The organism is Bacillus sp. BC05(2025) (assembly GCF_056725905.1).
Genome location: NZ_JBWYRA010000006.1, coordinates 86,465 through 113,113, shown reverse-complemented (window position 1 = coordinate 113,113; position 26,649 = coordinate 86,465). Strand labels below are relative to the sequence as shown.

The 26,649-nt window shown below is 35.4% G+C and carries 24 protein-coding genes, 1 riboswitch and 1 other annotated feature; of the genes, 6 read left to right on the top strand and 18 right to left on the bottom strand.

All coding sequences use genetic code 11. From position 1 onward, the window contains the following. Positions 1–322: 322 nt before the first annotated feature. Positions 323–1,753: an alanine/glycine:cation symporter family protein gene (locus tag ACZ76X_RS19455; protein ID WP_479851420.1), complete on the bottom strand. Its 1,431-nt coding sequence runs from the start codon at positions 1,751–1,753 to the stop codon at positions 323–325. 300 nt (positions 1,754–2,053) lie between these two features. Between ACZ76X_RS19455 and ACZ76X_RS19450 the strand changes: the two genes are divergently transcribed. Then, on the top strand, positions 2,054–2,692 hold the full coding sequence (locus tag ACZ76X_RS19450) for an NAD(P)-dependent oxidoreductase (protein WP_479851419.1): 639 nt from the start codon (positions 2,054–2,056) through the stop codon (positions 2,690–2,692). Positions 2,693–2,731: 39 nt separating this feature from the next. On the opposite strand, the gene ACZ76X_RS19445 is transcribed toward ACZ76X_RS19450, so the two are convergent. From ACZ76X_RS19445 to ACZ76X_RS19425, 5 genes are all read right to left on the bottom strand, one after another. Then, complete coding sequence (locus ACZ76X_RS19445) at positions 2,732–5,938, bottom strand: putative mucin/carbohydrate-binding domain-containing protein (protein ID WP_479851418.1); 3,207 nt, start codon at positions 5,936–5,938, stop codon at positions 2,732–2,734. Between the two features lie 654 nt (positions 5,939–6,592). After that, on the bottom strand, positions 6,593–7,060 hold the full coding sequence (locus ACZ76X_RS19440) for a GNAT family N-acetyltransferase (RefSeq protein ID WP_479851417.1): 468 nt from the start codon (positions 7,058–7,060) through the stop codon (positions 6,593–6,595). 291 nt (positions 7,061–7,351) lie between these two features. Further along, positions 7,352–8,269 carry a thioester domain-containing protein gene (locus ACZ76X_RS19435; protein ID WP_479851416.1) on the bottom strand — a complete coding sequence of 306 codons (918 nt, stop codon included), beginning with the start codon at positions 8,267–8,269 and terminating at the stop codon, positions 7,352–7,354. Positions 8,270–8,393: 124 nt separating this feature from the next. Then, positions 8,394–9,233, bottom strand: coding sequence for an aldo/keto reductase (locus ACZ76X_RS19430; protein WP_098520863.1), 840 nt, complete (start codon positions 9,231–9,233; stop codon positions 8,394–8,396). A gap of 15 nt (positions 9,234–9,248) precedes the next feature. Further along, positions 9,249–10,412, bottom strand: coding sequence for an MFS transporter (locus ACZ76X_RS19425; protein WP_479851506.1), 1,164 nt, complete (start codon positions 10,410–10,412; stop codon positions 9,249–9,251). A 390-nt stretch (positions 10,413–10,802) separates the two neighbouring features. On the opposite strand from ACZ76X_RS19425, the gene ACZ76X_RS19420 reads away from it, so the two are divergent. The 3 genes from ACZ76X_RS19420 (at position 10,803) to ACZ76X_RS19410 (ending at position 13,244) form a co-directional block, all read left to right on the top strand. Further along, entirely contained in the window at positions 10,803–11,150 is a 348-nt protein-coding gene (locus tag ACZ76X_RS19420; RefSeq protein WP_000760478.1) for a winged helix-turn-helix transcriptional regulator, read from the top strand. 430 nt (positions 11,151–11,580) lie between these two features. Further along, complete coding sequence (locus ACZ76X_RS19415) at positions 11,581–12,021, top strand: DUF1641 domain-containing protein (protein ID WP_001115309.1); 441 nt, start codon at positions 11,581–11,583, stop codon at positions 12,019–12,021. Positions 12,022–12,065: 44 nt separating this feature from the next. After that, on the top strand, positions 12,066–13,244 hold the full coding sequence (locus ACZ76X_RS19410) for an NAD(P)/FAD-dependent oxidoreductase (protein ID WP_000043204.1): 1,179 nt from the start codon (positions 12,066–12,068) through the stop codon (positions 13,242–13,244). A 190-nt stretch (positions 13,245–13,434) separates the two neighbouring features. On the opposite strand, the gene tyrS is transcribed toward ACZ76X_RS19410, so the two are convergent. From tyrS to ACZ76X_RS19385, 5 genes are all read right to left on the bottom strand, one after another. After that, positions 13,435–14,697, bottom strand: coding sequence for a tyrosine--tRNA ligase (tyrS, locus tag ACZ76X_RS19405; protein ID WP_479851415.1), 1,263 nt, complete (start codon positions 14,695–14,697; stop codon positions 13,435–13,437). A 52-nt stretch (positions 14,698–14,749) separates the two neighbouring features. After that, positions 14,750–14,965: a binding site (T-box leader), on the bottom strand. Between the two features lie 96 nt (positions 14,966–15,061). After that, on the bottom strand, positions 15,062–15,979 hold the full coding sequence (murB, locus tag ACZ76X_RS19400) for a UDP-N-acetylmuramate dehydrogenase (RefSeq protein ID WP_098669500.1): 918 nt from the start codon (positions 15,977–15,979) through the stop codon (positions 15,062–15,064). Between the two features lie 390 nt (positions 15,980–16,369). Next, positions 16,370–16,765, bottom strand: coding sequence for an SET domain-containing protein (locus ACZ76X_RS19395; protein WP_479851414.1), 396 nt, complete (start codon positions 16,763–16,765; stop codon positions 16,370–16,372). 166 nt (positions 16,766–16,931) lie between these two features. Then, positions 16,932–18,434: a DUF4077 domain-containing protein gene (locus ACZ76X_RS19390; RefSeq protein WP_479851413.1), complete on the bottom strand. Its 1,503-nt coding sequence runs from the start codon at positions 18,432–18,434 to the stop codon at positions 16,932–16,934. Between the two features lie 27 nt (positions 18,435–18,461). Beyond that, complete coding sequence (locus ACZ76X_RS19385) at positions 18,462–19,520, bottom strand: endonuclease/exonuclease/phosphatase family protein (protein ID WP_479851412.1); 1,059 nt, start codon at positions 19,518–19,520, stop codon at positions 18,462–18,464. Positions 19,521–19,739: 219 nt separating this feature from the next. Beyond that, a riboswitch (Fluoride riboswitch) is annotated at positions 19,740–19,799 on the top strand. A 55-nt stretch (positions 19,800–19,854) separates the two neighbouring features. Between ACZ76X_RS19385 and crcB (ACZ76X_RS19380) the strand changes: the two genes are divergently transcribed. Both crcB (ACZ76X_RS19380) and crcB (ACZ76X_RS19375) read left to right on the top strand, forming a co-directional pair. Next, a complete protein-coding gene (crcB, locus tag ACZ76X_RS19380; RefSeq protein WP_479851411.1) occupies positions 19,855–20,259 on the top strand; it encodes a fluoride efflux transporter CrcB in 405 nt (134 codons plus the stop codon). Further along, entirely contained in the window at positions 20,256–20,612 is a 357-nt protein-coding gene (gene crcB / locus ACZ76X_RS19375) for a fluoride efflux transporter CrcB (RefSeq protein ID WP_098669505.1), read from the top strand. The genes crcB (ACZ76X_RS19380) and crcB (ACZ76X_RS19375) overlap by 4 nt, the downstream gene beginning before the upstream one ends. 33 nt (positions 20,613–20,645) lie before the next feature. Here the strand turns inward: crcB (ACZ76X_RS19375) and ACZ76X_RS19370 are convergent, their stop codons facing one another. The 7 genes from ACZ76X_RS19370 to ACZ76X_RS19340 all read right to left on the bottom strand — a co-directional run bounded on the left by ACZ76X_RS19370 (position 20,646) and on the right by ACZ76X_RS19340 (position 26,623). After that, positions 20,646–20,885, bottom strand: a complete 240-nt coding sequence (locus ACZ76X_RS19370; RefSeq protein ID WP_270707787.1) for a DUF3947 family protein — start codon at positions 20,883–20,885, stop codon at positions 20,646–20,648. Positions 20,886–20,985: 100 nt separating this feature from the next. Beyond that, entirely contained in the window at positions 20,986–21,219 is a 234-nt protein-coding gene (locus ACZ76X_RS19365) for a DUF3955 domain-containing protein (RefSeq protein WP_479851410.1), read from the bottom strand. A 157-nt stretch (positions 21,220–21,376) separates the two neighbouring features. After that, positions 21,377–22,570 carry an MFS transporter gene (locus ACZ76X_RS19360; RefSeq protein WP_479851409.1) on the bottom strand — a complete coding sequence of 398 codons (1,194 nt, stop codon included), beginning with the start codon at positions 22,568–22,570 and terminating at the stop codon, positions 21,377–21,379. A 5-nt stretch (positions 22,571–22,575) separates the two neighbouring features. Continuing rightward, positions 22,576–24,123: an ABC-F family ATP-binding cassette domain-containing protein gene (locus ACZ76X_RS19355; protein WP_479851408.1), complete on the bottom strand. Its 1,548-nt coding sequence runs from the start codon at positions 24,121–24,123 to the stop codon at positions 22,576–22,578. A gap of 437 nt (positions 24,124–24,560) precedes the next feature. Next, the gene (gene speG, locus ACZ76X_RS19350) at positions 24,561–25,076 is read right to left on the bottom strand and encodes a spermidine N1-acetyltransferase (protein ID WP_479851407.1); all 516 of its coding nucleotides are present in this window, start codon (positions 25,074–25,076) and stop codon (positions 24,561–24,563) included. Between the two features lie 142 nt (positions 25,077–25,218). Continuing rightward, the gene (gene psiE / locus ACZ76X_RS19345) at positions 25,219–25,620 is read right to left on the bottom strand and encodes a phosphate-starvation-inducible protein PsiE (RefSeq protein WP_000671178.1); all 402 of its coding nucleotides are present in this window, start codon (positions 25,618–25,620) and stop codon (positions 25,219–25,221) included. A gap of 43 nt (positions 25,621–25,663) precedes the next feature. Beyond that, positions 25,664–26,623 carry a nuclease-related domain-containing protein gene (locus ACZ76X_RS19340; RefSeq protein WP_479851406.1) on the bottom strand — a complete coding sequence of 320 codons (960 nt, stop codon included), beginning with the start codon at positions 26,621–26,623 and terminating at the stop codon, positions 25,664–25,666. Positions 26,624–26,649: the final 26 nt, after the last annotated feature.

Sequence of the window (26,649 nt, the reverse complement as noted above, 5' to 3'; positions counted from 1 at the left end):
CCCCTCTTCCTAACAATAAGAAAATTATATTCTAAAAACTCTTAGTAATCAAGAACTTTATGTTAGGTTTTCTAACACGAGTACGTCAACACACTTAACATATACGTTTTTTTATGTAAAACTATAACCAGTACGTGCATTTACCCAATAATCGATTACTCATTCTATACAACCAGTCATACCTTTAAGACAGGACGTTCCCTACAAATAACATGAGAGATGAACAAACAAAAATTATATTAATAATTACCTCTCACTCTTTTCATCATTTACTACAACAAAAAAGGCGAGCACCGAATTCATCTCGATGCTCGCCTTTTTATTATACTGCTTTTTCTTTATCTGTTACTGCTGACTTATCCCAACAATCTGTGTTCGTTAAACCCGGGATAGAATCTGCACGGAAGACTGGATCTTTCCCTTGTTTCTTTTGCCTTACATAGTCTGCTAATGCAGCATACGCGAATCTTCCAAGAAGTGTAATCGCAATTAAGTTCGTGATTACCATTAGTCCCATAAATAAGTCCGCCATATTCCATACAACTTGAAGCGTCGCAACAGAGCCGAATAATACCATTGCAACTACCGCAATACGGTAAATTGTTAACCACGTTTTACTTTGTTTAATGAATTCAATATTCGTTTCACCATAATAATAGTTTCCTAGAAGCGAACTGAAAGCAAATAAGAAAATAATAATCGCTAAGAAGCTACTTGCCCATGGGCCAATTTGTGAACTTAATGCATTTTGCGTTAATTCAATACCTTCTAAATTCGTTGCTTTATATGCACCAGAACATAGTACGATAAATGCTGTTGATGTACATACTAAGAATGTATCTACCAATACGCCAATTGTTTGAATAAAACCTTGTTTTGCTGGATGCGTTACATCAGCCGTTGCTGCCGCATTCGGAGCACTACCCATACCTGCTTCGTTCGCAAATAATCCGCGCTGAATACCATATTTCATCGCAGCACCGATACCGCCGCCTACAGCTGAATCTAAACCGAATGCACCTTTAAAGATTTCCGTAAACACATCTGGTATTAAATAGAAGTTTTTAATGACAACAAAAATAGCTACCGCAATATAAATAAGCGCCATTGGCGGAACAATCATTTCCGACATACGTGCAATACTTTTTACACCACCAAAAATAATAACCGCAACTAATGCAGCTAATACAATACCAACAATATAACGCTCTAAACCAAATGCATTTTCAAACGCCAATGTTACTGTATTCGCTTGTACTGAGTTAAAAATCAAACCATAACTAACTGTAATAAGGACAGAGAACCAAATTCCCATCCAACGTTTATTTAAACCTTTTTCCATATAATAAGCAGGACCACCACGGAAGCCACTGCCATCTTTTACTTTATAAATTTGGGCAAGCGTACTTTCTACAAAACTTGAAGACGCTCCGATAATCGCAATCACCCACATCCAAAATACTGCACCAGGTCCTCCCATAGAAATCGCTAACGCTACACCAGCTAAGTTACCGATACCAATACGAGCCGCTGAACTCATACAGAACGCTTGGAAAGAAGATACACTACCTTTTTTACGCGTCTTTCCAGTTAATCCATCACTCATTAATCGAACCATTTCCCCTAAATGAGTAATTTGTACGAATTTCAATTTAATAGAAAAATAAAGACCTAAACCAATTAACATTGCAATAAGAATATATGACCAAAGAATTGTATTCGTTGACGAAACAAATTGTTCCAAAATATTCATACAATTAACCCCTCCTTTTCTCCATAAAACGAATTATATTTAAAAAACATTCAAAAATCAACATTTTTCGACAATTTACATTTTCCAAATGTTAGTGGTTTATAACGAATCAATCTTTTTATGACTACCCTCCCTCTAACTGTGCATACTAAAGCAAAAAATAAATCTACAAACAACCCTATTGACAAAAATACCAACCTGTAACTATAATGATTACATCATGTTGTAACAAACATAATTACAACAAATCCATTTACTTTCAGATATACACTTTAACAAAACACTTTGGAGGGATTTATTATGAAAATTGGAATCATCGGAGCAACTGGTAAAGCAGGAAGTCGTATTTTAAAAGAAGCATTAGATCGCGGGCATGAAGTAACTGCAATCGTAAGAAACGCTGCAAAAATTACAGAAGAAAACGTAAAAGTTTTAGAGAAAGATATATTCTCTCTTACATCTAATGACCTACAGGCATTTGACGTAGTTGTAAATGCATTCGGCGCTCCAGCAGGCGAAGAACACCTTCACGTAGATGCAGGAAACGTACTAATCGAGGCTATGAAAGGTGCACCTAACACAAAATTACTTGTAGTCGGCGGCGCTGGAAGCTTATTTGTAGACGAAGAGAAAACAACACGCGTATTTGATACACCAGGCTTCCCAAATGAATACCTTGCAACAGCTCAAAACCAAGGTAAAAACTTAGAAATCTTGCAACAAACAAACGATATTACTTGGACATTCATCAGCCCTTCTGCACTATTTGCATTAGGAAAACGCACAGGCTCTTATACAGCTGGTAAAGACAACCTTCTTGTTAACTCAAAAGGTGATAGCTACGTAAGTTACGAAGACTTCGCAGTCGCAGCACTTGATGAAATTGAAAATCCGAAACACGTAAACGAACGCTTCACAGTTGTTTCGGAAGCTGAATAATAGAAAAAGCTCGTAAACATTATGTTTACGAGCTTTTTATTATTGTACTTGCTCTAAACCATTCGGAGTAATCTTAAAGGAAATTTCTTTAAACTTTTTCTTATCTCCTTTTCCAACTAACTCACTATTTTTGTACCAAATTAAACGATCTGATTCGGCATGATATACTTTCACTACATCTCCATATTGGAAGGAAGTTCCGTTTACTTGCTCAGCAAAATTCTTTGAAGTTTCTTGTCCTTCTGCTGTTACATGTTTTTTCTCCGTTCCGTTTTGATCATATAGTGTAATTCCCATATATAATTCGTTTTTAAAGTAACTATGAATTTGTTCATTTGTATGCGTTACATGTAGTTGCTTATCTTCATGATTGAACGTTACAACAGAACGAATATCATCACCCAGCCCTTGGTATACAAGACTATCTCCATACGTTACTTCTAATGCCACTTCTGTTACCTTTTTGTTTCCAAAACGATCTTTCGTTTCTACTTTTACTGTTTGCTTACCAATTTTTGTTGTATCTGGTTTCCCTACAAAACCTACTACTTCTCCACCCTGTACTTCAACAAATTTCTTCGCGTCTAGCGTTTCGCTGTTTGTTCCGATTACTACTTTTTGCGGATTTGCTTTTACTGTTTGCTCGCTGTCTAATCTTTCAAATCCATTTTCAGTGATTTTGAAGACTAATTCCTTTATCTCTTTACTTTTTCCTTCGCCTACATATACATCTTTTTGATACCAATGTAAACGAGAAGATTCCGCATGATATACTTTCACTACATCTCCATACTCAAATGTAAGTCCATTTACTTCCTTAGCGAATGCTTTTGTATTCTCTAAACCTTTTACCGCTATATTTTTCTTTACTGTTCCTTCTTTATCGTACAATGTGAATTCAAAATACTTTTCATCTTTAAAGTAATCATGAATTAGATTCTTTGTATCTGTCGCACTCAGTTTTTTCGTATCATGGTGTAACGTTATTATCGACTTCATATCGTCAGTACCGTAGCTTAATCCATATACAAGTAGGCTATCTCCATATGTTACTGTTAGAGGAACTTCTGTCACTTGCTTATTTCCAAACAGATCTTTCGTTTCTACTTTTACTTTTTGTTCACCGATTTTTATTGTATTTGGCTTTTCTACAAAGCCGATTACTTCACCGTCTTTTACTTCAACAAAAGCTTTTGGATCTAGCTTTTCAGCGTCTGTTCCTACTACTACTTGCTGTGGTTTCGCTGTTACTTCTTGTAAACTACCTTTTAATTCAAAGCCTTGCGGGGTAATCTTAAAGAATTTTTCTTTTTTATTTTTAGCTTTCCCTTGATCTACAAGTGCGTTATTTTTGTACCACTTCAAACGGCCTGGTTCTGCATGGAATACTTTTACTACATCACCATATTCAAAATCCAATTCATTTAGTTCCATCGCAAATCTTTTTCCTGTTTCTTGTCCTTCTGCTGATACACGTTTCTTTTCAATCCCATTTCGATCGTATAGCGTTAAGCCCATATATTCTTCTTTTTCAAAACGGTAATGTATCTCATTATTAGTAAAGTTTACATTTAATTTCTTCTCATTGTGGTGAAGTGTCACTGTCGACATTACATCATCTGAAAGCCCTTGAAAAACTATACTGTCATTATAAACTCCATTAACTTGGACAGGAATTGAATTTTTATTTCCTTTCTCATCCTCAATTTCTACTAACACTTCCTGTTTCCCATTCTCTAATTTAGGCCATACAATCTTTCCTGTTACTTTTACATTCTCACCTAAATTTCGAACAAGTTTACTTGCTTCATTCTCGTCAGAATCTGTACCAACTAAAAGGTTTTGCACCTCATTAGCAGGTTCACCATATGGAACCTTATACGGTTCAACTTGTTTCTCACGAATATCATTACTATCTGTAGCTTTCCAGATCTTCTTTTCTAATTTAGGTAACTTTAATTTTTCTATTTTCTCTCTAATATCATCATTTGGCGTTAATCCCCATTCCTCAAAGAAAGGAATTAAATTTTGTCCTGCCACTTTTGATGTCATAATCACAAACATTTGCTTTTTCTCTTCATCAGAATGAGGCATTTCACTCTGTGGTAACAAACGATAAGCTTGATGTAACCTAGGATAGAAATGTTCTCCATACACTACATTTAATTGCCAAAACATTGTAAGAGGGTTAATGTCATCAATGAATCTTTCTGCTTTAGGCTTCTCTAAATACTCAAATGAGTTTTTATAGTGCTCATCCATTTCTAATTGATTCCCTAACGCCTTTTGAACAGCTAATGAGTAAATATTTACTGTGACTTCCCTTACTTTAGACCACTTCCAAGGTTCTTGCTGATGTAAATGTCCAACTTCATGCCATGGTCCCCAGCCATCCTTTTCAAGCACTTCTATATCTAAAACTCTATTCATTGCCGTCGGGATATATCCTGTATGATAATTTGTTGCAAACATAAAGTTCCCTTTAGCAGGCTTCCTTTTTTCAACAAACTGAACATAATGATTTGGAGATTTTGCAACCCCAACACCGTCCTCAGATAAACCTGCCACTGCGTTTTCTAAACGAATAATCTTATCGTGTAATTTCATTAACTTTGTTGGATCTGTATCGTTCATATAATCTCGAACAGCATTATAACTCGCAGTAATTAAACTTCTCTCACCTTTTAATTCAACTGCATACGGATCCTTATATTTTTTTAACATTTCATCCCAGTCTTTTTTCGTATGCTTACCTAAAATAAATAAAGGGAAGTGACTACCACCATTCGTAACTGAAGCTGTTACTTCTCCTTCGTTATTCATATTATAAAAATATAAAATACCGCCTCTTGGGGATGAGATAACATTTTTCCCTGGTTTTAAATCAAACTCTTCCGGGTCTTCTTCATCATAAGATCTCGTTCCAATAAAAGCTTGAATAGACTGCGTTCCTTTTATGTCAATTGTAATCTCTTCATTTGGTGCCGCATAAATTCCAGTCGGCTCATTAGCAGCAAGTTTCCAGGTAACTCTTAAGCGTTTATTTTCTTCTTCCACACTACCTTTCCCCGGTAACTGAAACACTCTCTGCTCAAATTTATTCTCTTTAACATCTTCTAATTTCCCACCTTTATGTTCTTCCAAAGGTGCCGCATATCCTTTTGATGCTTCAAAAGCTACTGGCGATAACAATGTAGATATACATATTCCAGCCACTAATACCCTATTACTCTTTTTCTTCGACATAATCTGTGTCCCCTGTTCCTTTATTTAGAGAAACTACCCTATATATATTCATTTAATCAGGCATCCTATTATTTTTATAAAAACATTTAATGAATAGTCCAACACCTCGCGCACCTGTATCATTTACTACCGCATTTCTCTCCATGTATTCGCTTTCCTACATTAATAGAAATTTTTATATACTGTATTCTCCTCACTTCACTCTATTTGTGACGAGTTCTCTATACATAACAAGAGAATAGTAAAAGGTATATTCCAGTATTGTCATCTATACATCTAAAGTTGTAAATAATAATACAATCTTACATTTTCTTCATATATGACCATCTATAGGTAGTTTTTCCAACTGAATTTTACACGCTTTCTACTTCGTTTGATAGCCTTTCCAATTAGAATAATGTTACAATTTTGTGAATATAATCATTTAATCTATACGTTAAGATTTTTATACATTATATTATTTTAAAATAATATATGTGTTACATATCCTTTTCCTCTCCGTGACCTACTGATGATAATGCCTTCACCTTCAAACGAAAAACACCTCCATTGAATTTGCATACTAAGTATGCAAATTCAATGGAGGTGTTTTTTCATATGCCACTATTCGGGTCCACTTCAGAAAGATACTATTCTTTCGGGCAGTTTTTTTTATCAATCTAGCATACGTTTCATTATAAATCCTTTTCCATGCAACCATTCGTCTTCAATTTCACCAGTTAAATGGAATCCTATTGATTCATATAACCTTTGTGCAAGTTTATTTTCTGGATGTATGCTTAAATACATCACTTTGCAACTATATTCTTTTTTTAAATACTCCATTAATAAACGCAACAGCGGTTTTGCATACCCTTTTCCTTGGCATGCACTATCGATGACAAATTGATTTAAATATACAGCCCTTTCTTCTTCTTCAAACCATCCATACATTGTGTATCCGATAGGTGTATCACCATCATATAGACCTACCGAAATTGCATCCTTTTTATATTTTGTTTCAGCATCAACTAAACAATTTTCAACTGTACTTTCAATAAATTTATGCTGTTCCTCTGTTACTTTTAAATTAGCAATTTCATGCCGATTTTCTATCGTTATTTCACAAATACGAAGTTTCATTTTCTTATCTCACTCTCTAACTTTTTTCATTATACCTTACTTATTAAAACATTCATGCTGGCAATGTAAGAAATCCGAAGCATGCAAACAAGAATATATATTTTTCTCCATGGTTTGCTTTCGCTTGAATTTAACCCTTCAAAAAATATACCCACTCGATTTTCTAACATAACAATTTGATATATATAAACATTAAGTCTAAACGGTAAAAGGAAACTAAGTCTTCCCCAGTAATAAGATTTTTCATATCTATACTACAAAAAAGCACTGGCACAAGCCAATGCTTTTTTATTATCTCTTTTGATTCGGTTTATGTGGTTCGTTTGGAGTATGCGGTTTATTATTATCATGTCCATTTGTTGTTTTCCAACTTACCGATAACTCCGGACTTGTTTTTTCTTCACTGCGCTCAAGTAATACGACTGCATTTTGAATTGTTGGTGTACCTTTATGTGCAATCCCTTGTAACTTTGTTAAATTCCCTAATACTTTAAAGCTAAATCCACCAGCTGGTGTTTGTTTCGGAATTAAGATACGGAACTTTTCTCCTACATTAAATTCCGTTTTTGCTTCGCCTTTTTCATTTACAAACTTCGCGCCCGCTGGAGCACCTGTTGCTTGCACTTTATACGTTCCGCTTTTCGCATTTGTTTCTACTGTATATAAACCTGTTTCAAAGAAATCATTTTTCAATACTGCTTCTTGTTCTTCTGATGGTGTGACACTCATCGTAATTTCTTGTAATTCTTCACTAGCATTTGCTTTTGCAACAATCTCTTTCGTTAGCTTTTCTACATTTTTATTACGAAAATCTAAATCGTTAATATCGATTTGTTTTAACGCATTCCATACTGCAAGCTGCGTTGCATAATGTGCTTCTCTCCAATCAGAAACACCTAATTCTTGTGGACTCTTTTGTGGATATCCATTCAATAGTACACGGTACACATTAATATCCACTTTCCCCATTTCCGGTAAATCTTGACCGCTCGGAGATTTCAAATCTACATTTAAGCAAAAGGCAATTTTACCATCTGCTGTTTTAATAAGCTCTGTTCGAATTGGTTTCTTCTTTGACTTACTATAACTCCAATCCATCTGATACTTTGTATGATCCATAACTTCCGCGAATGCTTTTTGTAGCGGAAATAACACAAATAAAACACTTAAAAACACAGCCAAAAATTTGAACGATTGCTTTATATTCATGTTTACAGCCCCTTATGAAATAACAAATTTACTAATAAGTAGTATTTAGTTAGAAAAAAATTTTATGCATAAACAAAACAAAAAAGAGTGCAAACTGTTTGCACTCTTCTTCTCCACTATATGTTTAGAAATCGAAGTTATCAGGGTCTGGACCAACGCGGTGATTTTCGTTTAACGCGTCGATTTTCTCCATATCTTCTTTCGTTAATTCGAAATTAAATATATCGGCATTTGCAATGATTCGGTGTTCTTTCGTTGACTTCGGAATTGTTACAACTTCATTTTGAAGGTCCCAGCGTAAAATGATTTGAGCTGTCGTTTTACCATACTTATGAGCAATTTCTTGCAATGTTTCGTTATCTAACAATTGACCTTGCATAAGTGGTGACCATGCTTCCATTTGAATACCTTGCTCTTTACAGAACGCTTGTAATTCTTTTTGCGTTAAACGAGGATGATATTCCACTTGGTTAATCATCGGTTTCATTTCTGCATCTGCTAGCACATCTTGCAGATGGTGGATTTGGAAATTACTTACGCCAATTGCACGCACGCGTTCTTCTTTATAAAGTGTTTCTAACGCTCTCCACGTATCTTTATATTTCCCTTCTACAGGCCAATGAACAAGATATAAATCTAAATAATCGAGCTCTAATTTTTTTAAACTTTCTTCATATGCAGCAAGTGTCGTTTCATATCCTTGATCCGAATTCCACACTTTTGAAGTAATGAATAAATCTTCACGAGAAATGCCTGCTTCTTTTATACCAGCGCGAATTCCTTCTCCTACAGCTTTCTCATTTCCATAAATCGCAGCTGTATCGATACTGCGGTATCCTGCTTTAATCGCAGATTTCACCGCTTCTACAAGTTCTGGTCCATCTTCTACTTTGAAAACCCCTAAACCGAACCAAGGCATTTCTACACCGTTATGCAATGTTGTTGTACTTTGTAAATTTTTCATTATATTTTCTCTCCCTTATTTTACTTGATCTCTTTTTTCTAATGTCATACTCCACGCTGTTAAAATAACAGCGCCCACTACCATAATTCCGCCTACCCAAGCTGTATGAATTAATCCTAACGAGTTCGTAACAATGCCTCCTAAATAAGCACCAAGAGCGATTCCCGCATTAAACGCCGCAATGTTAATCGCGGATGCCACATCAACAGCGCTAGGTACAAATCGTTCAGCCAATATAACGACATACACTTGTAGCCCTGGAACATTCATAAATGCGAATAGTCCCATGAAAATAATTGTGATGAATCCAGCGACTTGAAACGGCGCTGTAAATGTGAAAACAAATAATACAATTGCTTGAATAAGGAACATGTAAAATAATGCTCGAATCGGATTATGATTTGATAATTTTCCGCCGACCATATTCCCCATCGCAATTGCGATTCCGTACACTAACAAAATAATTGTAACGGTACTTGCTTTAAATCCTGTTACTTCTTGTAATAGCGGAGATAAATACGTAAATGTTACGAATGTCCCCCCGTATCCTAATGCAGTAATAATAAATACAAGTAATAGTCTCCCATTCGTAATCAGCTTAAATTGATCGCGAAATGATACAGACGTACCTTTTTTTAAGTTAGAAGGAATTAACATACTGTTGGCGATTAAAGCAACGATCCCAATTACCACAATTACCATAAACGAGGCTCTCCAACCAAATTGTTGACCGATAAACGTTCCAATTGGTACACCTGTAATGGTCGCAACGGTTAAACCAGTAAACATAAATGCAATCGCACTCGCACGTTTATTCTCTGGTACAAGCGCAGCCGCAATAGTCGATCCTATCGACATAAAAACGCCGTGCGCAAACGCAGATACAACCCTCGCGATAAGTAACACAGTAAAGCTTGTTGCCACCGCTGCAATTCCATTACCAATAATGAAAATAATCATAATCCACATTAATAACGTCTTTCGCGACATACTAGCTGTTAATGACGTTAATACTGGAGCACCGAACGCTACTCCTAACGCATATAAAGAAACGGTTAAACCCGCTGTTGTAACAGAAACATGTAAATCCTCTGAAATAGATGGTAATAAACCGACGCTAATAAATTCGGTTGTACCAATTCCAAACGCACTAATGGCTAGTGCTAATAAAGCAAACATACTTCTCCGATTCGTCTGTACTGCCGAAGAAGATACTGTATATGAATTCAATTGAACTCCTCCTTAATACGAGAAATCCAATCATAATAGTATGAAAAAGGCCTTTTTTCTTCTACAAAATAAAATTACTGCTCATATATGCTATTATGAATGGCTTCACTCTTTTTTTGAAGAACGCACTTAAAAGTACGATAGGTACTCAAAAGTAACATAGGCACTTTTTAGTACCGTACTACTCATTTCCCTCTTACGTATGCTATTATGGAACATATTCAACATGATAAAAAGTACGTACTTTAAAGTGCTATAGGTACTTTTTAGTAACATTTAAATGATTTAGCTTCTTTTGTTGGAGAACTGACATCTACATTCATCAAAGGAGATTTTAATATGAAGAAATATAACATTCCCGTTGAAGCGACTTTAGAGGTTATCGGTGGAAAATGGAAAGTCGTTATTCTTTGCCACTTAACAAAAGGTACAAAAAGAACGAGTGAATTAAAACGTCTCATGCCTGGTATTACACAGAAAATGTTAACGCAGCAATTACGCGAACTAGAAGAAGATGGAGTTATTCAAAGAAAGGTATACAATCAAGTACCACCGAAAGTGGAATATTCCCTTACAGACTACGGTTGGTCTTTAGAATCCATTCTTGATTCCCTTTGTACTTGGGGCGAATGCCATCTTGAAAAAAGCGGTAACACATCGATGCTAATAACAGAAGGTGAACAATAAAAAAAGGAAAAAATGAACATAAATTTGTCCATTTTTCCCTTTTTTTCTTTATATATATGTACATTTCTAAGCTTAACAAAATAATTTATGCGCTTTCATGCCTTGGCAGTACTACGTTATACACGTAATATCAAATAATTAGGAATCATTTTTATGTTAACATAGGTGTATATAGTATATAATATAGGATATATATTATATACACTTTCCGATAAAGGAACTTTCCATTATGCGGACAAGCCATGTATCGGACAGTTCATAAATAATAGGTAGGACATTATGGTTTTGGGTTTATGATTTCAGCTTACTTGCTGACATAAATTTAAAGGCATTTTATTGTGTTTTGTGAAACTTTGTATAAAGTTTCGCAAGCGTTTACTATCTTACCTATCAAAAATAAGAGTATTGCTATCGTAAAGGAGAATTGGAGATGCCAGAAACTATGACTCAAACAAAGCCAGAACAAGAAACTGTACAAATTTCTGCTAGCCAAGGACAACTTGATGTACTTGATCAGTTGTTAAAACCTGAGGTACAAGAATCATTAACTACACTAGTAGAACAGCTTCCAAAATTAACTGAGCTTGTTAACATTTTAACTAAGTCTTATGACTTCGCTCAAACTGTTGCTACTGATGAAGTATTAAAAAGCGACACTGTTGGTGCAATCACAGAGCTTGTAGAACCTGTAAAAGATACAGTGAAAAGCATGGCTGCTACTGCAATCGAAGCGAAAGATCGTGCTGACGAAAGCAACGAAGTTATCGGCCTGTTCGGTCTATTAAAATTATTAAAAGACCCACAAGCACAAAAGATGTTCCGCTTTGTGAACGCATATCTTCAAATTAGTGCAGAACGTAACAATAAATAAGTTAACTTATAACAACAATTAGTAAAGACGGGGGATATCATACTATGTCAAAACAAATTGTCATCTTAGGCGCTGGTTATGGCGGTCTTCTTGCCGCTTTAAACGTACGTAAATATTACAGCAAATCAGAAGCACAAGTTACAGTGATCAACCAATACCCAACGCACCAAATTATCACTGAACTACACCGCCTTGCAGCTGGTAACGTGTCTGAGCAAGCAGTTGCAATGCCACTTACAAAGCTTTTCAAAGGTAAAGATATCGATCTTAAAATCGCAACAGTTGAGTCATTCTCAGTTGATAGCAAAGAAATTAAACTAGCTGGTGGCACTACTTTATCTTACGATGCACTTGTAGTTGCTTTAGGAAGTAAAACTGCTTACTTCGGTATTCCAGGACTAGAAGAAAACAGCATGGTATTAAAATCTGCTGCTGATGCAAACAAAATCTACAAACACGTTGAAGACCGTATTCGTGAATACGCGAAAACGAAAAACGAAGCTGATGCTACAATCGTAATCGGTGGTGGCGGATTAACTGGCGTTGAGCTAGTTGGTGAGCTTGCTGACATTATGCCTAAACTTGCAAAAAGCCACGGCGTAAATCCAAAAGAAGTTAAACTTCTTCTTGTTGAAGCAGGTCCAAAAATCCTTCCAGTATTACCAGATCACTTAATCGAACGTGCAACTACTAGCCTAGAAGCACGCGGCGTTACATTCTTAACAGGTCTTCCTGTAACAAACGTTGCTGGCAACGAAATCGACTTAAAAGACGGTCAAAAACTTGTTGCTAACACATTCGTTTGGACAGGTGGCGTTCAAGGTAACCCACTAATCGGTGAATCAGGTCTTGAAGTAAACCGTGGTCGTGCAACAGTTGATGCATACCTACAATCTACTTCTCACAAAAACGTATTCGTTGCTGGAGACAGCGCTGTTGTCTTCGCTCCAGACGGACGTCCATACCCACCAACTGCACAAATCGCTTGGCAAATGGGTGAGTTAATTGGATACAACTTATACGCAGCACTAGAAGGCAAAGCATTTGAAGAGTTCGCACCTGTAAACTCTGGAACACTTGCTAGTCTAGGACGTAAAGATGCTGTTGCTACAATCGGAGCAAGCAATACTCCACTTAAAGGCTTACCAGCATCATTAATGAAAGAAGCAAGTAACGTTCGTTACTTATCACACATTAAAGGTCTATTCAGCTTAGCTTACTAATCTGAATATAAGCCCGAATCATGCCCTGCATGATTCGGGCTTTTTTAGTCCGTAATTTCCTCTAACTTATGTATTCGGCAGATGTATAATATAACCCTTTTAATTATCTAAATTTACTGATTATTTTATGTCTAAATTGTGTATACGAAAGAATGGAAGTATTCTTCCTACTCCCATCCTTTCCTACAAACTATTCTCCTAACTTCACAAGGCTGTAGTTCTTCTTCCCTTTACGAATAATAATAAATCGTCCATCAAATGAATTTTCTACAGTCACATCCGTACCTACATCCGTTACTTTTTCGCCATTCATAGAAATAGCTCCATTATTAATATCCTCACGCGCTTGTCGTCTAGATGGTTCAATTCCTAAATCAACGAGCCATTCTACGATATTTTTCGTCTCTTTTGAAGACTGGAATGTTGGCATTTCTTTAAAGCCTTGCTCAATTTCATCGGCTGTTAACGATTTAATATCTCCGCTAAATAACGCTGCTGTAATTTTTACAGCTTGCAGGAACGCTTCTTCTCCATGAACGAATTTCGTCATTTCTTCCGCTAATACTTTTTGTGCTTCACGTTTATGAGGCTCTGTTTCTACCTTCACTGCCAATTCATCGATGCGCTCTTTCGTTAAGAACGTAAAGTATTTCAAGTATTTAACGACATCACGGTCATCTGTATTTACCCAGAACTGGTAAAATTCAAACGGTGTTGTTTTTTCAGAATCAAGCCAAACTGCACCACCTGCTGATTTACCAAACTTCGTACCATCTGATTTCAATAATAACGGAATCGTTAATCCGAATACCTTCGCTTCGTGCCCTTCTAACTTACGAATTAAATCTAAACCACTCGTAATATTTCCCCATTGGTCACTACCACCAATTTGCAGTTGAACATCTTCTTTCGTGTATAAATGATGGAAGTCCATCGCTTGCAAGATTTGGTACGTAAATTCTGTGAAAGAAATTCCTGTATCTAAACGACTTGCTACAATGTCCTTCGCTAACATGCTATTAATGCTAAAGTTTTTTCCGTAATCACGTAAAAATTCGATAATGTTTATTTCATGTGTCCAGTCGTAGTTATTAACCATCTTCACTTCGCTATTTCCGCCAAAATCAAACAGCTTTTTCATTTGCACTGTTAACGCATCCACGTTATGCTGAACGACTTCTAACGTTTGAAGTTGACGCTCTGATTGACGTCCACTCGGATCACCTATTGTTCCTGTTGCCCCGCCGATTAAAATAACTGGATGATGACCAGCTAACTGGAATCTCTTCATCATCATAAACGGAATCAAATGTCCGATATGCATACTATCACCAGTCGGATCAACTCCGCAGTATAGTGAAATCTTTTTCTCCTCTACTAGCTTACGTAAACCTTCTTCATCCGTCTGTTGATTAATGGCACCGCGCCATTCTAATTCATCAATAATGTTCATCTTTTTTCATCCCCTCTATTTTTTTGAAAACAAAAAATCCCTATGTCTATGACATAGGGACGATTATTCACCGTGTTACCACCCAGTTTGTATAAATAGCATAGCTACTCATACCACTCTTAGCAATAATATCGATTGCCAATCCGCTTAGCATTACCTAAGATACTCCAGAGTGTAATTCGCAAGTTTGTTTGTGCTAGGTTCCAGCAACCCCTAGCTCTCTCGTTAACAGTGACAAACTGCTACTGGGCTCTTTCAACGTATGTTATTTGTTAAATTATTAGCCATTATATTGAATCGCAAACAAATTGTCAACAATACCTAAATATTATTTTGAAATAATTCACAGTTTCATACGTAGAGTTTATTCTTTATCTTCTCCAATAATTCTTACTTCTCGCTCTAACTTCACGCCAAATTTCTCTTCAACAGTCTTTTGTACGAAGTGAATTAAATCAATGTAATCTTGTGCTGTTCCGTTATCAACATTCACCATAAATCCAGCGTGTTTTAGAGAAACTTCCACTCCGCCAATTCGCTTACCTTGTAGCCCTGATTCTTGAATTAGTTTACCAGCAAAGTTATTTGGTGGGCGCTTAAATACGCTACCACATGAAGGATATTCTAGAGGTTGTTTTGACTCACGTTTGAACGTTAAATCATCCATTTTTGCTTTAATTTCTTCATATACACCTTCTTCAAGTTCGAATCTCGCTTCAAGAATAATGTAATGGTTGTTCGCAAATACACTCTTACGATATCCAAATTCAAATGCTTCTTTCGTCAAAGTACGTAGCTCTCCATCACCTGTCATTACGACAGCTTCTGTTAATACATACGAAATTTCACCACCGTATGCACCTGCATTCATATATAATGCTCCGCCAACTGAACCTGGAATACCACAAGCAAACTCAAGACCCGTTAAGTTATGTTCTAGTGCAATACGTGATACATCAATAATTGCCGCACCGCACTGTGCTACAATCGTCGTTCCTGTTACAGTAACACCTGTAATGTGAATTAAACTTACTGTAATTCCGCGAATTCCACCATCTTTAATAATAACATTTGATCCATTTCCTAAAAACGTAACTGGAATATTATATTCGTTAGCATATTTAATAACTTTTTGAATTTCATCATAATTTGTCGGTGCAACGAACACATCTGCTTTTCCACCAACTTTAATATGCGTATGATTCTTTAACATTTCATCTTGTTTCACATGACCTTCAGGCAATACCGTACTTAAATATTCATAAACCTCTTGCATATTCATTTTACGATTCCTCTATTTCTATATTCTTTTTATCCCGTTATACGGGCCCATAATATCCCCACATACATGAAATGAACCTAAAGTGGTGGATACAGTGTACCCAAAATCAATTCGAGACACCTATTAACCTCTTAATTTATAAGAGGTGCCACTCATATTAAAATATATATTGCATAATAAAGCAACCCAAATGGGCTACTAAACTTGACATGTCATCAGAAAGACAACAATTTGTAAAATATATTACTTTTTCAACACACTACTCTTCAGTATCTTACTATATCATACGAAAATAAAGTGGTATTTTTTTGTAATATTTACTTTATTTTCATCACTAAAAAGGGAGGCTTTTACCTATGTAAAAGCCTCCCTTTCATCACTTATTATAAATTACTTTTCGTTCTCTTCTTTTTCCTTATCAAACCATAACAGCTCATCGTTATCAACTTCGCCATTATAATTGATTAAGATTTCTTCTCCCGCTTTTATATCCTTGTAAGCGAAGAAGTTAAACGTATGGTTCTCGAAGACAATATCATACGTCGCATTCGGTGTATATGAATGATTAAATAACATACCGTATCCTAAAAGGATTGCCGTATGATTTACCCCATACTCAAATGCGTAATCAGCAAGTAATGTTTTCTCAATATGTTCATGCTGCTCATTCGGATAAGAGATAACTGGTGCTGAGTGAATCAACTCACCCTTTTTAATATCACGAGTTGCAAATACTCCTCTATTAAATTCTCCATCACTAAGTTCAGAGGTCTTAACTTCGATCATATGCGTCACCTATATAATTCTTTCTTTGAAGTATTTTAATTCCGCTATTAGCTGAATTTTATCTCCTTAAGCTTGGCAGAAAACGAACAGAAAAGCAATTAAATTCCTCTCAAGTATTCGTTTAAATGAAAGAAGAGCACACATAGTGTGCCCTTTTGAAGTGATATTACTTTTCTAAAATATCTTCTAACAACTTCACTTGCTCACTAACAGTATGTAACGTCTTCACTGATGTGTCATTTCGATGTTTTTCTTCTTCCACACTTGCTAACACTTCTTCCGTGGCCGCAGAAGTTTGCTGAATTACATTAGAAGCATGTGTAACATCCTTTACGATATTCGTCGTTTTAACTTGGAAGCTTTCTTGATGACCAACGATTTCTCTCATTACATCATTGATTGCATCAATAAACTTTCCTAAATCCGTTACGTTTGTTAAAACGCTTGCTAACATTTCGTTACATTCTTCTTGTACTCTTTCTGATTTCTCTACCTGCGCTTCCACCTTACTTGCTTGATTACTAAACTCCTTTAAAATACCTTGAATTCTTCCCGCAGAACGATTCGATTCTTCGGCCAACTTTAATACTTCATTCGCTACAATAGCAAACCCTTTTCCATGCTCACCTGCTCTTGCCGCTTCAATATTTGCATTTAAAGCTAGCAAACTCGTCTGACTTGAAATATTCGTTATTACATCTACAATTTCATTAATTTGCTTCGACTGTATCATTAAATCTCTAAATATAATTCCTGATTGTGAAACAACATCATTTAAACTTCTCATATTCGCTTCAAAATTTCGCAAAGTATGTACACTACCCTTTGAAATTTCTAAACTTTCATCAACACGAATTGATGCATTTCTTACTTGAGAAATGATTTGTTCAATATTCCCCTCCATCTCATTCAATACTTCTACCGAACGATGCATCATCTCTGATTGTGATTGAGTACCAACTGCCACCTCTTCAAAAGCGAAATTAATTTCACTCATCGACTCCATCGATGTATTCATATTTTGTCTTAAATGATTGAAATTACTATCTAGTTTTACAACCGTTTCCTCAATAAGTCTTTGCGTTTCTTCTAACTCCTGAGCTTTCCTCATTACTTCTTGCTTCTCATCACTTAAGCGGGCTAACAGATTAGAGCCAATCTTCGTTACGCCCCACATAGCGATCGTTACGATTGCTAACAAGCTTGCAAAGTTTGCGGCTTCAGATGCGGCTGTATAAGCAAAAAATTGCTCCGGCCAATAACTACAAAGAATAAATGTGATCACAACCGCTACTCCGCCAAGAATAATAACGAGACGTTCACTTAAATAAATAAGTGAAACCGCTAGTGTAAAGTAGACCATTTGAAATACAGCCGGGCTTTCATTAAAAGCTTGTACCATAATGAAAGACATAATAAGCAACATAAATGTCATGATATATTTATACACTGATTCCATACTTTTTATAAATGTAAAGCTTGTTCCAAATACAACTACAGACATACCACAAATCCAAAACGGTAGTACGCTCGGTCTAAAAATATACCCGTAATACCCAATCAGGATTATCCCAAGGAAGAAACTACAAATCGTAATAAACAGCAATAAATGATTTTTCTGTGATTCTTTCTCAAGGTTAGAAAAACAAGTTTTCTTTAACCACTCCATATCTAAAATCCCACCTTCTGCGCTTCATTACTTCAGTTTAAATACCGCACTCACTGGGTTATGATCGCTATTTTCAAACTTTAAATCTTTCCCTTGCACATTTACAATCTCCACATTTGGTGAAACGATGAAGCCATCAATAATCGTGACGAAGTTTTCACCCTCCACATATTTCTTCACATCATCTCTCACAGTCATAACAGACGGATCTACACCCCACTTAAAGCCACCATCAGTAAAGTCCTTTGGTAACTCTACTAACCATTCCGGACGCTCTTTCACAAACTTCGGATCACTTAACTGAGCATTGGAAACTAATTGATTCCAATCTCCGCCCATTATTACGTAGTCACCATTTTTATAATGCTTGTTCATATATTCTTTTAAATACTCTACTTGCTGTTTTCTAATTTTCCCGCCTTCATCGTACGCAGATAAATGTAAGTTTACAAGTCTAACGTGCTTTCCATTATTAACAGGAATTGCATGTTCAACAATCGCTCGATCTAAATCGAATAAGCGCTTCGGCCAAGGCTCCATTCCAGGAAGCTGGAATCTCTTCACTGTTTGAACTGTATATTTAGAAAATGTACTTAATCCAGCCTCCGCATATCCCATTGGACTTATAATTGGAACGGGAACCCATTTTGTATCATAGTTCTTTCCGAACGACGAGGCATAATCAGGTAATCCTTTTTTCAAAAACTCATGCTCATTCACATCAAATGATCGCATTGACTTTATATCGACTTCTTGTAATAACGCAAAATCACTATTCTCATTTTGTAAAAAAGAAAGCATATTCTTTAGGTTAACTTCCGTTTGCGCTTTACTACTCGAACCAGATCCTTTTCCACCATCCATAAAGAAATCTTGATCCTTATCTAATCCACCATATCCAATATTAAACGTTGTAACTTTAAACTCATTTTCAGACGCTAATACACGCTCCTTATTATTTTCCACCTTCAAGCTTATCACATCAGCAGGTTGTTCTTTTGTAATTGTCATATACGCTAAAAAACCACCTAATATGCAAGCTCCTATCAAAATACATATAAGTACTATTTTTAATAACTTCTTCAAATAAACGCCCCTTTTCTAAAACACACAACTGAATTATCTTTATTTTCAGTTAACTAAAAACTGAATGACAGACATAAGAAATATTTTATCACATTGAAAACCTTATATCACTATATTTAGTTTATAAGCATCTTTATCTACCTTAAACCATTACACATATACAAAACGACTCCACTTCTTCACTGGAAATTCAATAAAATTTTTAGTACACTATATGTAATAATTATAGGCGATGGAGTTCGCCATAATCGCTGCTTAGCTAATGACTCCTACCAGTATCACTACTGGTAGGAGTCTATTTTTTTGAGCAAACTATTTTAAAGAGGTGAAGATATTGATTTATATTATCGTTGGCATTGCCGGTATATTAGGAGCACTCTCTCGTTATTATTTAGGCCTTACTATTCATACTTCATGGCATCATTCATTTCCGTTAGCTACATTACTTATTAACTTAGCTGGCTGCTTCTTATTAGCTTGGCTAACTACGTATATCGCTCGGAGAAATATCTTTTCTTCAGAGATTATCACAGGCATTGGAACTGGATTTATCGGTTCCTTTACGACGTTTTCGACATTCAGTGTAGAAACTGTGCAATTAATCCATCATTCTGAATGGAGTACGGCTTTCTTATATGTATCATGCAGCATGCTCGGTGGCCTCATTATGTCTGCTCTTGGCTATACACTAGGTGATTTCTTAATTAAGAAACACCTTACGAAAGGTGATCACTTATGATGGAAGCTTTATTAGTAGCAATAGGCGGTTTTTTCGGTGCGATTACACGATTTACAATTAGCAATTGGTTTAAAAAAAGAAATAAAACTTCCTTTCCAATTGCTACATTTCTCATTAATATAACAGGTGCATTTTTACTCGGATATATAATTGGCAACGGTGTCTCTACAAGTTGGCAATTATTATTAGGTACTGGATTTATGGGAGCCTTCACTACATTTTCAACGTTTAAATTAGAATCTGTTCAGCTTCTCAATCTAAAAAAATGTAGCACACTCCTTTTATACATAAGCACTACTTACATAATCGGTATTCTCTTCGCATTCCTTGGAATGAAACTAGGCGGAATATAAAGAAAGAAAGCGACTCTAATCAGTCGCTTTCTTTCATAAGAAATATGTCCCGCCATACGGAATAGAAAATAAACCCATTGGTTGCACATCGTAATGTACACTTTGCATCGGAAGCTGTGAGTACGACATATACGGTCCTTGCATCATTTGTGCAAAATATGCTTGTTGCTGCATTTGAATCGCTTGATTCACAGCATGAATTGTCCCCTGAGCTCCTGCCAGTGTAATAGCTGCCCCCACTTGTCTACCATTATAAAAATAATGATTCATTATGATTCAGCTCACTTATTATTTTTCTTCCATATTATATGTTTCTATTTTATAGTGAGTATTTTGTCCTGATTAATGGATCCCTCACTACTTAAATTTCATTTTATCTATTACTTTTTTTTAGCTTTGAAGCAATAAATTCAAATAGTAATACACCAATACCACTTAAGAATAATACATAACTTATCGGTACTAGGAAAAAGAAAGGTTCTTCAAGAAACCCATTCGCCCCCACTTTACTATTTGAAGCATGTATAGTTAAAGAAATAATCGCTAAAATCATGAAAGAAATAGATACTATGTATTTATTTATCATTTCACATTCTCCTCCATTCATATAATTATCCTTAGATTGTTAACATCATACTATCTAAAAACACATTAAAAATCAATAATTATTTATTGTTTAACAATAAATAAATTGTCTAAATTTAAAACAAAAAGGTTTATGAAGCACCTTACATTGCCTCACAAACCTTTTCAAACATATATATTTACACTTCAAACCTCTTGCTTACTACAACATATATCGCACACAATAGCACGAATATCCCAGCATAAATTAACAAAATTTCTACACTAAACATATCAGCCAATGGGCCAAATATTATCATTCCTAAAGGAAGGGCGCATGAATTAGCGATTTGTACAAGACTAAACATTCGTCCGTGCATGGAAGGTTCTACTTTTTCCTGCAATAACACGTTAACCGGTGTATTGAAGCACGGCATTGTTATACCAATTAAAAAGTTAAATACTAAATACATAATAAATACCGGAGCGATCCCTAGTCCAATCATAAGCAGGCCATACAACGCACAAGCTAGCGCTGTTGTATGCATACGATTACGGAAACCACCCCACGCTGCAATCAATACGCCACCAGCTACTGCCCCCGCACTAAAAGTCATCTCGCTGGCAGTAAGTCTCCACATTTCTGCACCGAAAGAACGAGTTACCATTAAAGGTGTTAAAAAGGCAGCTGGACTTATTAAAATCATGACAATGATTAATAAAACGAGTAGCCTTTTAATAAATACATTTTCTTTTAAATAAGCAAAGCCTTCTTTTATGCCTTGTAGATTAGATTTTTGCTTACTCTCTGCATTCACATGTCTCTTCACTTGAATGATAAACATAATACTAATTCCAATCATAGCCGTAATAACATCAATAAAAAATGTCGTTTCAATACTAGCAATAGAAAGAATTGCAGCACTTGCTGCTGGAGAAAGAAACATAATTAAAGATGTAATACTGCTATTCATCCCATTTACTTTCATAAGGTAATCTTTTGGAACGATTTGTGGGATTAATGCATTCACAGCTGGCGTTTGTACCCCTGTCCCAGCTGAACGAATGAGTAATACTATAAAAAGTAACCAAATACTTTTATATCCTGTTAAAAATAAAATTGCTAAAATTAATGTAGCAATTGCTATAACCCCGTCCGATAACATAATCATCTTTTTACGATCGTAACGATCAATCCAAACACCTGCAAATAAAGAAATCGCAATTTGTGGTAAGAAACCGGAAACAGTTGAAATGGTCAACATTACCCCTGACGATGTCGTTAAGGTGATATACCATATAATCGCGTACTGTACGAGAGATGAACCGAATAACGAAATCGTTTGAGCGGTCAAAAATAATATAATTTTCGTTTTCCAATTGTTTTCAATCATACGTTTCACACCCCCTTAACTAATCCTGTCTCTATATTAAAAATACTATCTGCCCAATCAAGATAAAAACTTGCTTCGTGAGATACAAGTATAATACTGCCCTTAAACTTAATTAGTGCCTTTTGCAAAGCTTCCTTTGCTTCTGCATCTAAATGATTTGTCGGCTCATCTAAAATTAAGAAGTTACAAGGTGATAGTAATAATCCGCATAGTTTCACCTTCGATTGTTCACCACCACTTAACGTACAAATTTCTTGCGAAACGTGCGTATCCTTCACAGCACATGCAGCTAAATGCTGGCGTATTTCCTTCCTATTCAGTTTAGGAAACTGTTCTGAAATAATTTGAAGCGGCGTTAAAGAATCATTGCTCCAATTTAAATCTTGCTCATAATATCCAATTTTTATTTGCTCTGAAAAGTGAAACTCTCCAGAAATACTAGCAATATTTCCAACGATTGTTTTTAACAAAGTAGATTTCCCTACTCCATTGAAACCTGTAATAACAAGTTTTTGTCCACCCATTACTGAAAAATTCAACTTTGGTAAGAGAGCAAAATCGTAGCCAACTTCAAGATTATTTACTTCAAGAACTGTCTGAACTGAAATGGGAAGTTCCCGAAAATGAATAGACGGTTTATGAGTAAAACTTGGTGGCGCAATTCTTTCCATACGTTGCAACTGCTTTCTACGTCCCTGTGCTATTTTTGAATTGACCCCAGCAATATTTCTACGAATATACTCTTCCGTTTTTTCAATTTTCTTTTGTTGTGCATAATATTGACGAATATAATCTTTTCGCAAATGCTCCTTTTGTCTTACAAAATCTGAGTATTTTCCGTAATACTTCTTCACCGTTCCAAACTCTACATCACATATACAAGAAGTCACTTTTTCTAGAAAATCAAAATCATGAGATACGACAATAAACGCCCCTTCAAAATTCATTAAATAATTAGCAAGCCAATCCACATGCTCTTTATCAAGAAAGTTTGTCGGTTCATCTAGTAATAAAATATTAGGCTCCTCTAATAAAAGCTTCGCTAAAATTACCTTTGCACGCTGCCCTCCGCTTAATTCACAAATAACACGATCCATCCCAATCGCATCAATACCTAAACCGGCTGCTACCTTATTTATTACGCTTTCTACTGAATAAAAATCACGAGCTTCCAGTTGCTCTTGTATTTCAGCTGCTTTCAATAGTTGATTCTCATCTCCAGTCATCGCACTTTCTTCATATAACTTGTTCATTCTATCTTCCATTTCATACAAATCATTAAAAGCTCGCTTTAAATATTGTGAAATAGTATAGTTACCATCAATTTCTGCATATTGATCAAGATGTCCAATTTGAATATTAGGGTGCCACTTAATGCTCCTCTTATCAGAAATAATTTCCCCCACCAATATTTTCATTAACGTACTTTTTCCTGCACCATTCTGTCCAACAATCCCCATATGCTCCCCTTTATGCAAATCAAAAGAAGCATTTTCGTATAATACTTTATCTATAAAACTATGTGATAAACTTTCAACTTTAAGTAAACTCATTTTTATTCCTCTTTTCCTGAAATTAAAAAAAGCAGAGAGATAGCGTCATTCGACACTAGCCCTCTGCTTCGTGGTTTTTCCTATACTACTCCAATTTATAAGTAAAGACTCATCGGAATAAATACACAAAGGGCCATAGACAAAGCATTGTCTATGGCCCCTTAATCTATTTTATACACCAGCTGAAAAACCATAACGAAATAAGCATAGATAAACTATACTTTTTTCGAAAAGTTATTCAGCCGATGAATATAGGGGATTTATACCCCTTGATTAAGCTCCGTACAACGCTTCACCGTATACATTTGTGCGGAGCAAAGTTTTCTAATGAGTTTTACAAATTTTATATAAAGCATATTCTGCACCTTCCTTAATACTTAAAAGGGATTTTAGCATACAGTTTTACGAAGCGTCAACATTACTTCCAAATCATTTAACTATTTGCTTTCAAAATATTCCTTCTGAAACATACACATTCTTATTGCATTATGATAGTTACCATCCACGAAAAATTCGTCGAGAAGTTCTCCTTCCACCATAAATCCAACCTTTTTATAAACGTGTACAGCTTTTTCATTCTCTTTATCAACAACTAAATATATTTTATGCATATTTAATACGGCAAAAGCGTAATCCATCGCTAAACGCGTCGCCTCTGCTGCATAACCATACCCTTGATAATTCGGATCAATAATAATTTGGAATTCTGTTCTACGGTGAATATAATCAATTTCTACTAACTCGACCAATCCAACCATCTCATTGTCTTTCTCAACGATAAATCGGCGTTCACTTTGATCATGTATATGCTTATCATATAAATCCTGCAGCTCCACAAATGCCTCATATGGCTCTTCAAACCAATACGACATAATATGTGCATTATTATTCAGTTCATGTACGAACTTTAAATCTTCTCGCTCTAATGGACGTAACTTCAATTCCTGATTCATTTCTATAACCTCCAAGTAAAAGAAACCTCTTCACTTAATTTCTCAATTTTTTTCAATTTCAAACGCCCTAATTTCATTGTAAACTTTCAAGTAACTTGAAGGTCAAGACATAAAAAAGTAGTGCAAACTTATGTCTGCACTACTACTCTTTTCTCAAATCTCTCATATTCGATATGTATAAAGCAATAACTAAAACAAGAATGGATCCCGCATATAACAACGTCTCCATCGGTTCCTCATGAGACACAATAATTAATCGAATTAAAGCCGTAATTCCTATATAAATAAAATAGCGTAACGGGAAATGATAATTTGATTTAAAATACTTAATAATCAATGCGATGAACTCGAAGTATAAGAAATAGACGATGATACTCTCAACCAATTTATACGATGTATATTCCTTTGTTGAAAATATGTATTGAATAAATGTGATAGTCTCGTTAATTAAAAAGATAGATAAGACAATGGATAATATAATCAACGCTATATTCAATATCCACTGTAAAACGCTAGCTATGTAATGATCGATATTAAACTTCATTTCACACTCTCCTTCACGTAAATACTTATTTATTATAGCAAAATTATAATTGGAGGTGGGTTAAATCATATTTCCGACCTTTGTTGGTGCCGGTATGGGGGATGTTCATTGTTTGGAGGAGTCTTTTGACAGTCGCACTCGATTGAACGTTAAGAAATTTCTTCAACTGCATATTTGTACAAGTGTCACCAATAAGAAGTGCGTAATCTTTTAAAACAAATTCATGCGCCACTTTAGAGATAGCTTTACAGTTCGAACAATACCAGCCTTTTTTCAATTTAAACATTGGTAGTACAGAACATACCTCACATTGTACACCGTGTAACAACTCTTCTTTTTTAATTTTAAATTGTTCAAGAATATTTTGCCGTAATGGAGCGTGGTTGGCTACTATTTGACGAATAAGAATATCTACATTTTTTATAGCTTTTTTCTTATATTTACTCTCAAACCATTTGATTTTATTAGGTAAATTTGCACTGTGGATAATTGTATTAAGGAGATTATCATCTGAAGCTTTAATAATAGTTCGGGGATTGCTAATCACAACAAGCGATTCAATTGGAAAACGAGAAAATCCATTTAGACTTAACCATTTCCTAAGCTGTTGCTCTTGCCTTTTCACTTGTAAAATTGGGTCTGGAAATCCTTCTGAATTCCCCTCTGATATTCTAATAAGCTGATTAAACTTTGAATCAAATAATAATGTACCTGCTATATTTTTTATTTCGAGGAAAAGAAGAAAATAGGCGGAAATGATAATCGTATCAATTTGGAAATGGTAATTTCGGTCGAACAACCTTATATCGTGCAAAATACGATATTTCTCCTCCGACAGGAAACTTAGTGAATAATTAATAGCTTGTTCGCCTTTATAACCAGCCTTATGCTTCGCTAAACTTTCTACAATCATATCTCGTTTCGGATGATGAGCGGGTAATCGCCTAAATAACGCTTCTAATTGCCGTAAATAGATCGGCATTTGTCGCTCTTTTACAATCATTTTTAGCCCTCCCCAGAATATATCAA

Excerpts from the sequence above, each read along its gene's own strand:
- ACZ76X_RS19455 (WP_479851420.1), bottom strand. The coding sequence starts at position 1,753 with ATGAATATTTTGGAACAATTTGTTTCGTCAACGAATACAATTCTTTGG.
- ACZ76X_RS19450 (WP_479851419.1), top strand. The coding sequence starts at position 2,054 with ATGAAAATTGGAATCATCGGAGCAACTGGTAAAGCAGGAAGTCGTATT.
- ACZ76X_RS19445 (WP_479851418.1), bottom strand. The coding sequence starts at position 5,938 with ATGTCGAAGAAAAAGAGTAATAGGGTATTAGTGGCTGGAATATGTATA.
- ACZ76X_RS19440 (WP_479851417.1), bottom strand. The coding sequence starts at position 7,060 with ATGAAACTTCGTATTTGTGAAATAACGATAGAAAATCGGCATGAAATT.
- ACZ76X_RS19435 (WP_479851416.1), bottom strand. The coding sequence starts at position 8,269 with ATGAATATAAAGCAATCGTTCAAATTTTTGGCTGTGTTTTTAAGTGTT.
- ACZ76X_RS19430 (WP_098520863.1), bottom strand. The coding sequence starts at position 9,233 with ATGAAAAATTTACAAAGTACAACAACATTGCATAACGGTGTAGAAATG.
- ACZ76X_RS19425 (WP_479851506.1), bottom strand. The coding sequence starts at position 10,412 with ATGTTTGCTTTATTAGCACTAGCCATTAGTGCGTTTGGAATTGGTACA.
- ACZ76X_RS19420 (WP_000760478.1), top strand. The coding sequence starts at position 10,803 with ATGAAGAAATATAACATTCCCGTTGAAGCGACTTTAGAGGTTATCGGT.
- ACZ76X_RS19415 (WP_001115309.1), top strand. The coding sequence starts at position 11,581 with ATGCCAGAAACTATGACTCAAACAAAGCCAGAACAAGAAACTGTACAA.
- ACZ76X_RS19410 (WP_000043204.1), top strand. The coding sequence starts at position 12,066 with ATGTCAAAACAAATTGTCATCTTAGGCGCTGGTTATGGCGGTCTTCTT.
- tyrS (WP_479851415.1), bottom strand. The coding sequence starts at position 14,697 with ATGAACATTATTGATGAATTAGAATGGCGCGGTGCCATTAATCAACAG.
- murB (WP_098669500.1), bottom strand. The coding sequence starts at position 15,979 with ATGAATATGCAAGAGGTTTATGAATATTTAAGTACGGTATTGCCTGAA.
- ACZ76X_RS19395 (WP_479851414.1), bottom strand. The coding sequence starts at position 16,765 with ATGATCGAAGTTAAGACCTCTGAACTTAGTGATGGAGAATTTAATAGA.
- ACZ76X_RS19390 (WP_479851413.1), bottom strand. The coding sequence starts at position 18,434 with ATGGAGTGGTTAAAGAAAACTTGTTTTTCTAACCTTGAGAAAGAATCA.
- crcB (WP_098669505.1), top strand. The coding sequence starts at position 20,256 with ATGATGGAAGCTTTATTAGTAGCAATAGGCGGTTTTTTCGGTGCGATT.
- ACZ76X_RS19365 (WP_479851410.1), bottom strand. The coding sequence starts at position 21,219 with ATGAATGGAGGAGAATGTGAAATGATAAATAAATACATAGTATCTATT.
- ACZ76X_RS19360 (WP_479851409.1), bottom strand. The coding sequence starts at position 22,570 with ATGATTGAAAACAATTGGAAAACGAAAATTATATTATTTTTGACCGCT.
- ACZ76X_RS19355 (WP_479851408.1), bottom strand. The coding sequence starts at position 24,123 with ATGAGTTTACTTAAAGTTGAAAGTTTATCACATAGTTTTATAGATAAA.
- speG (WP_479851407.1), bottom strand. The coding sequence starts at position 25,076 with ATGAATCAGGAATTGAAGTTACGTCCATTAGAGCGAGAAGATTTAAAG.
- psiE (WP_000671178.1), bottom strand. The coding sequence starts at position 25,620 with ATGAAGTTTAATATCGATCATTACATAGCTAGCGTTTTACAGTGGATA.
- ACZ76X_RS19340 (WP_479851406.1), bottom strand. The coding sequence starts at position 26,623 with ATGATTGTAAAAGAGCGACAAATGCCGATCTATTTACGGCAATTAGAA.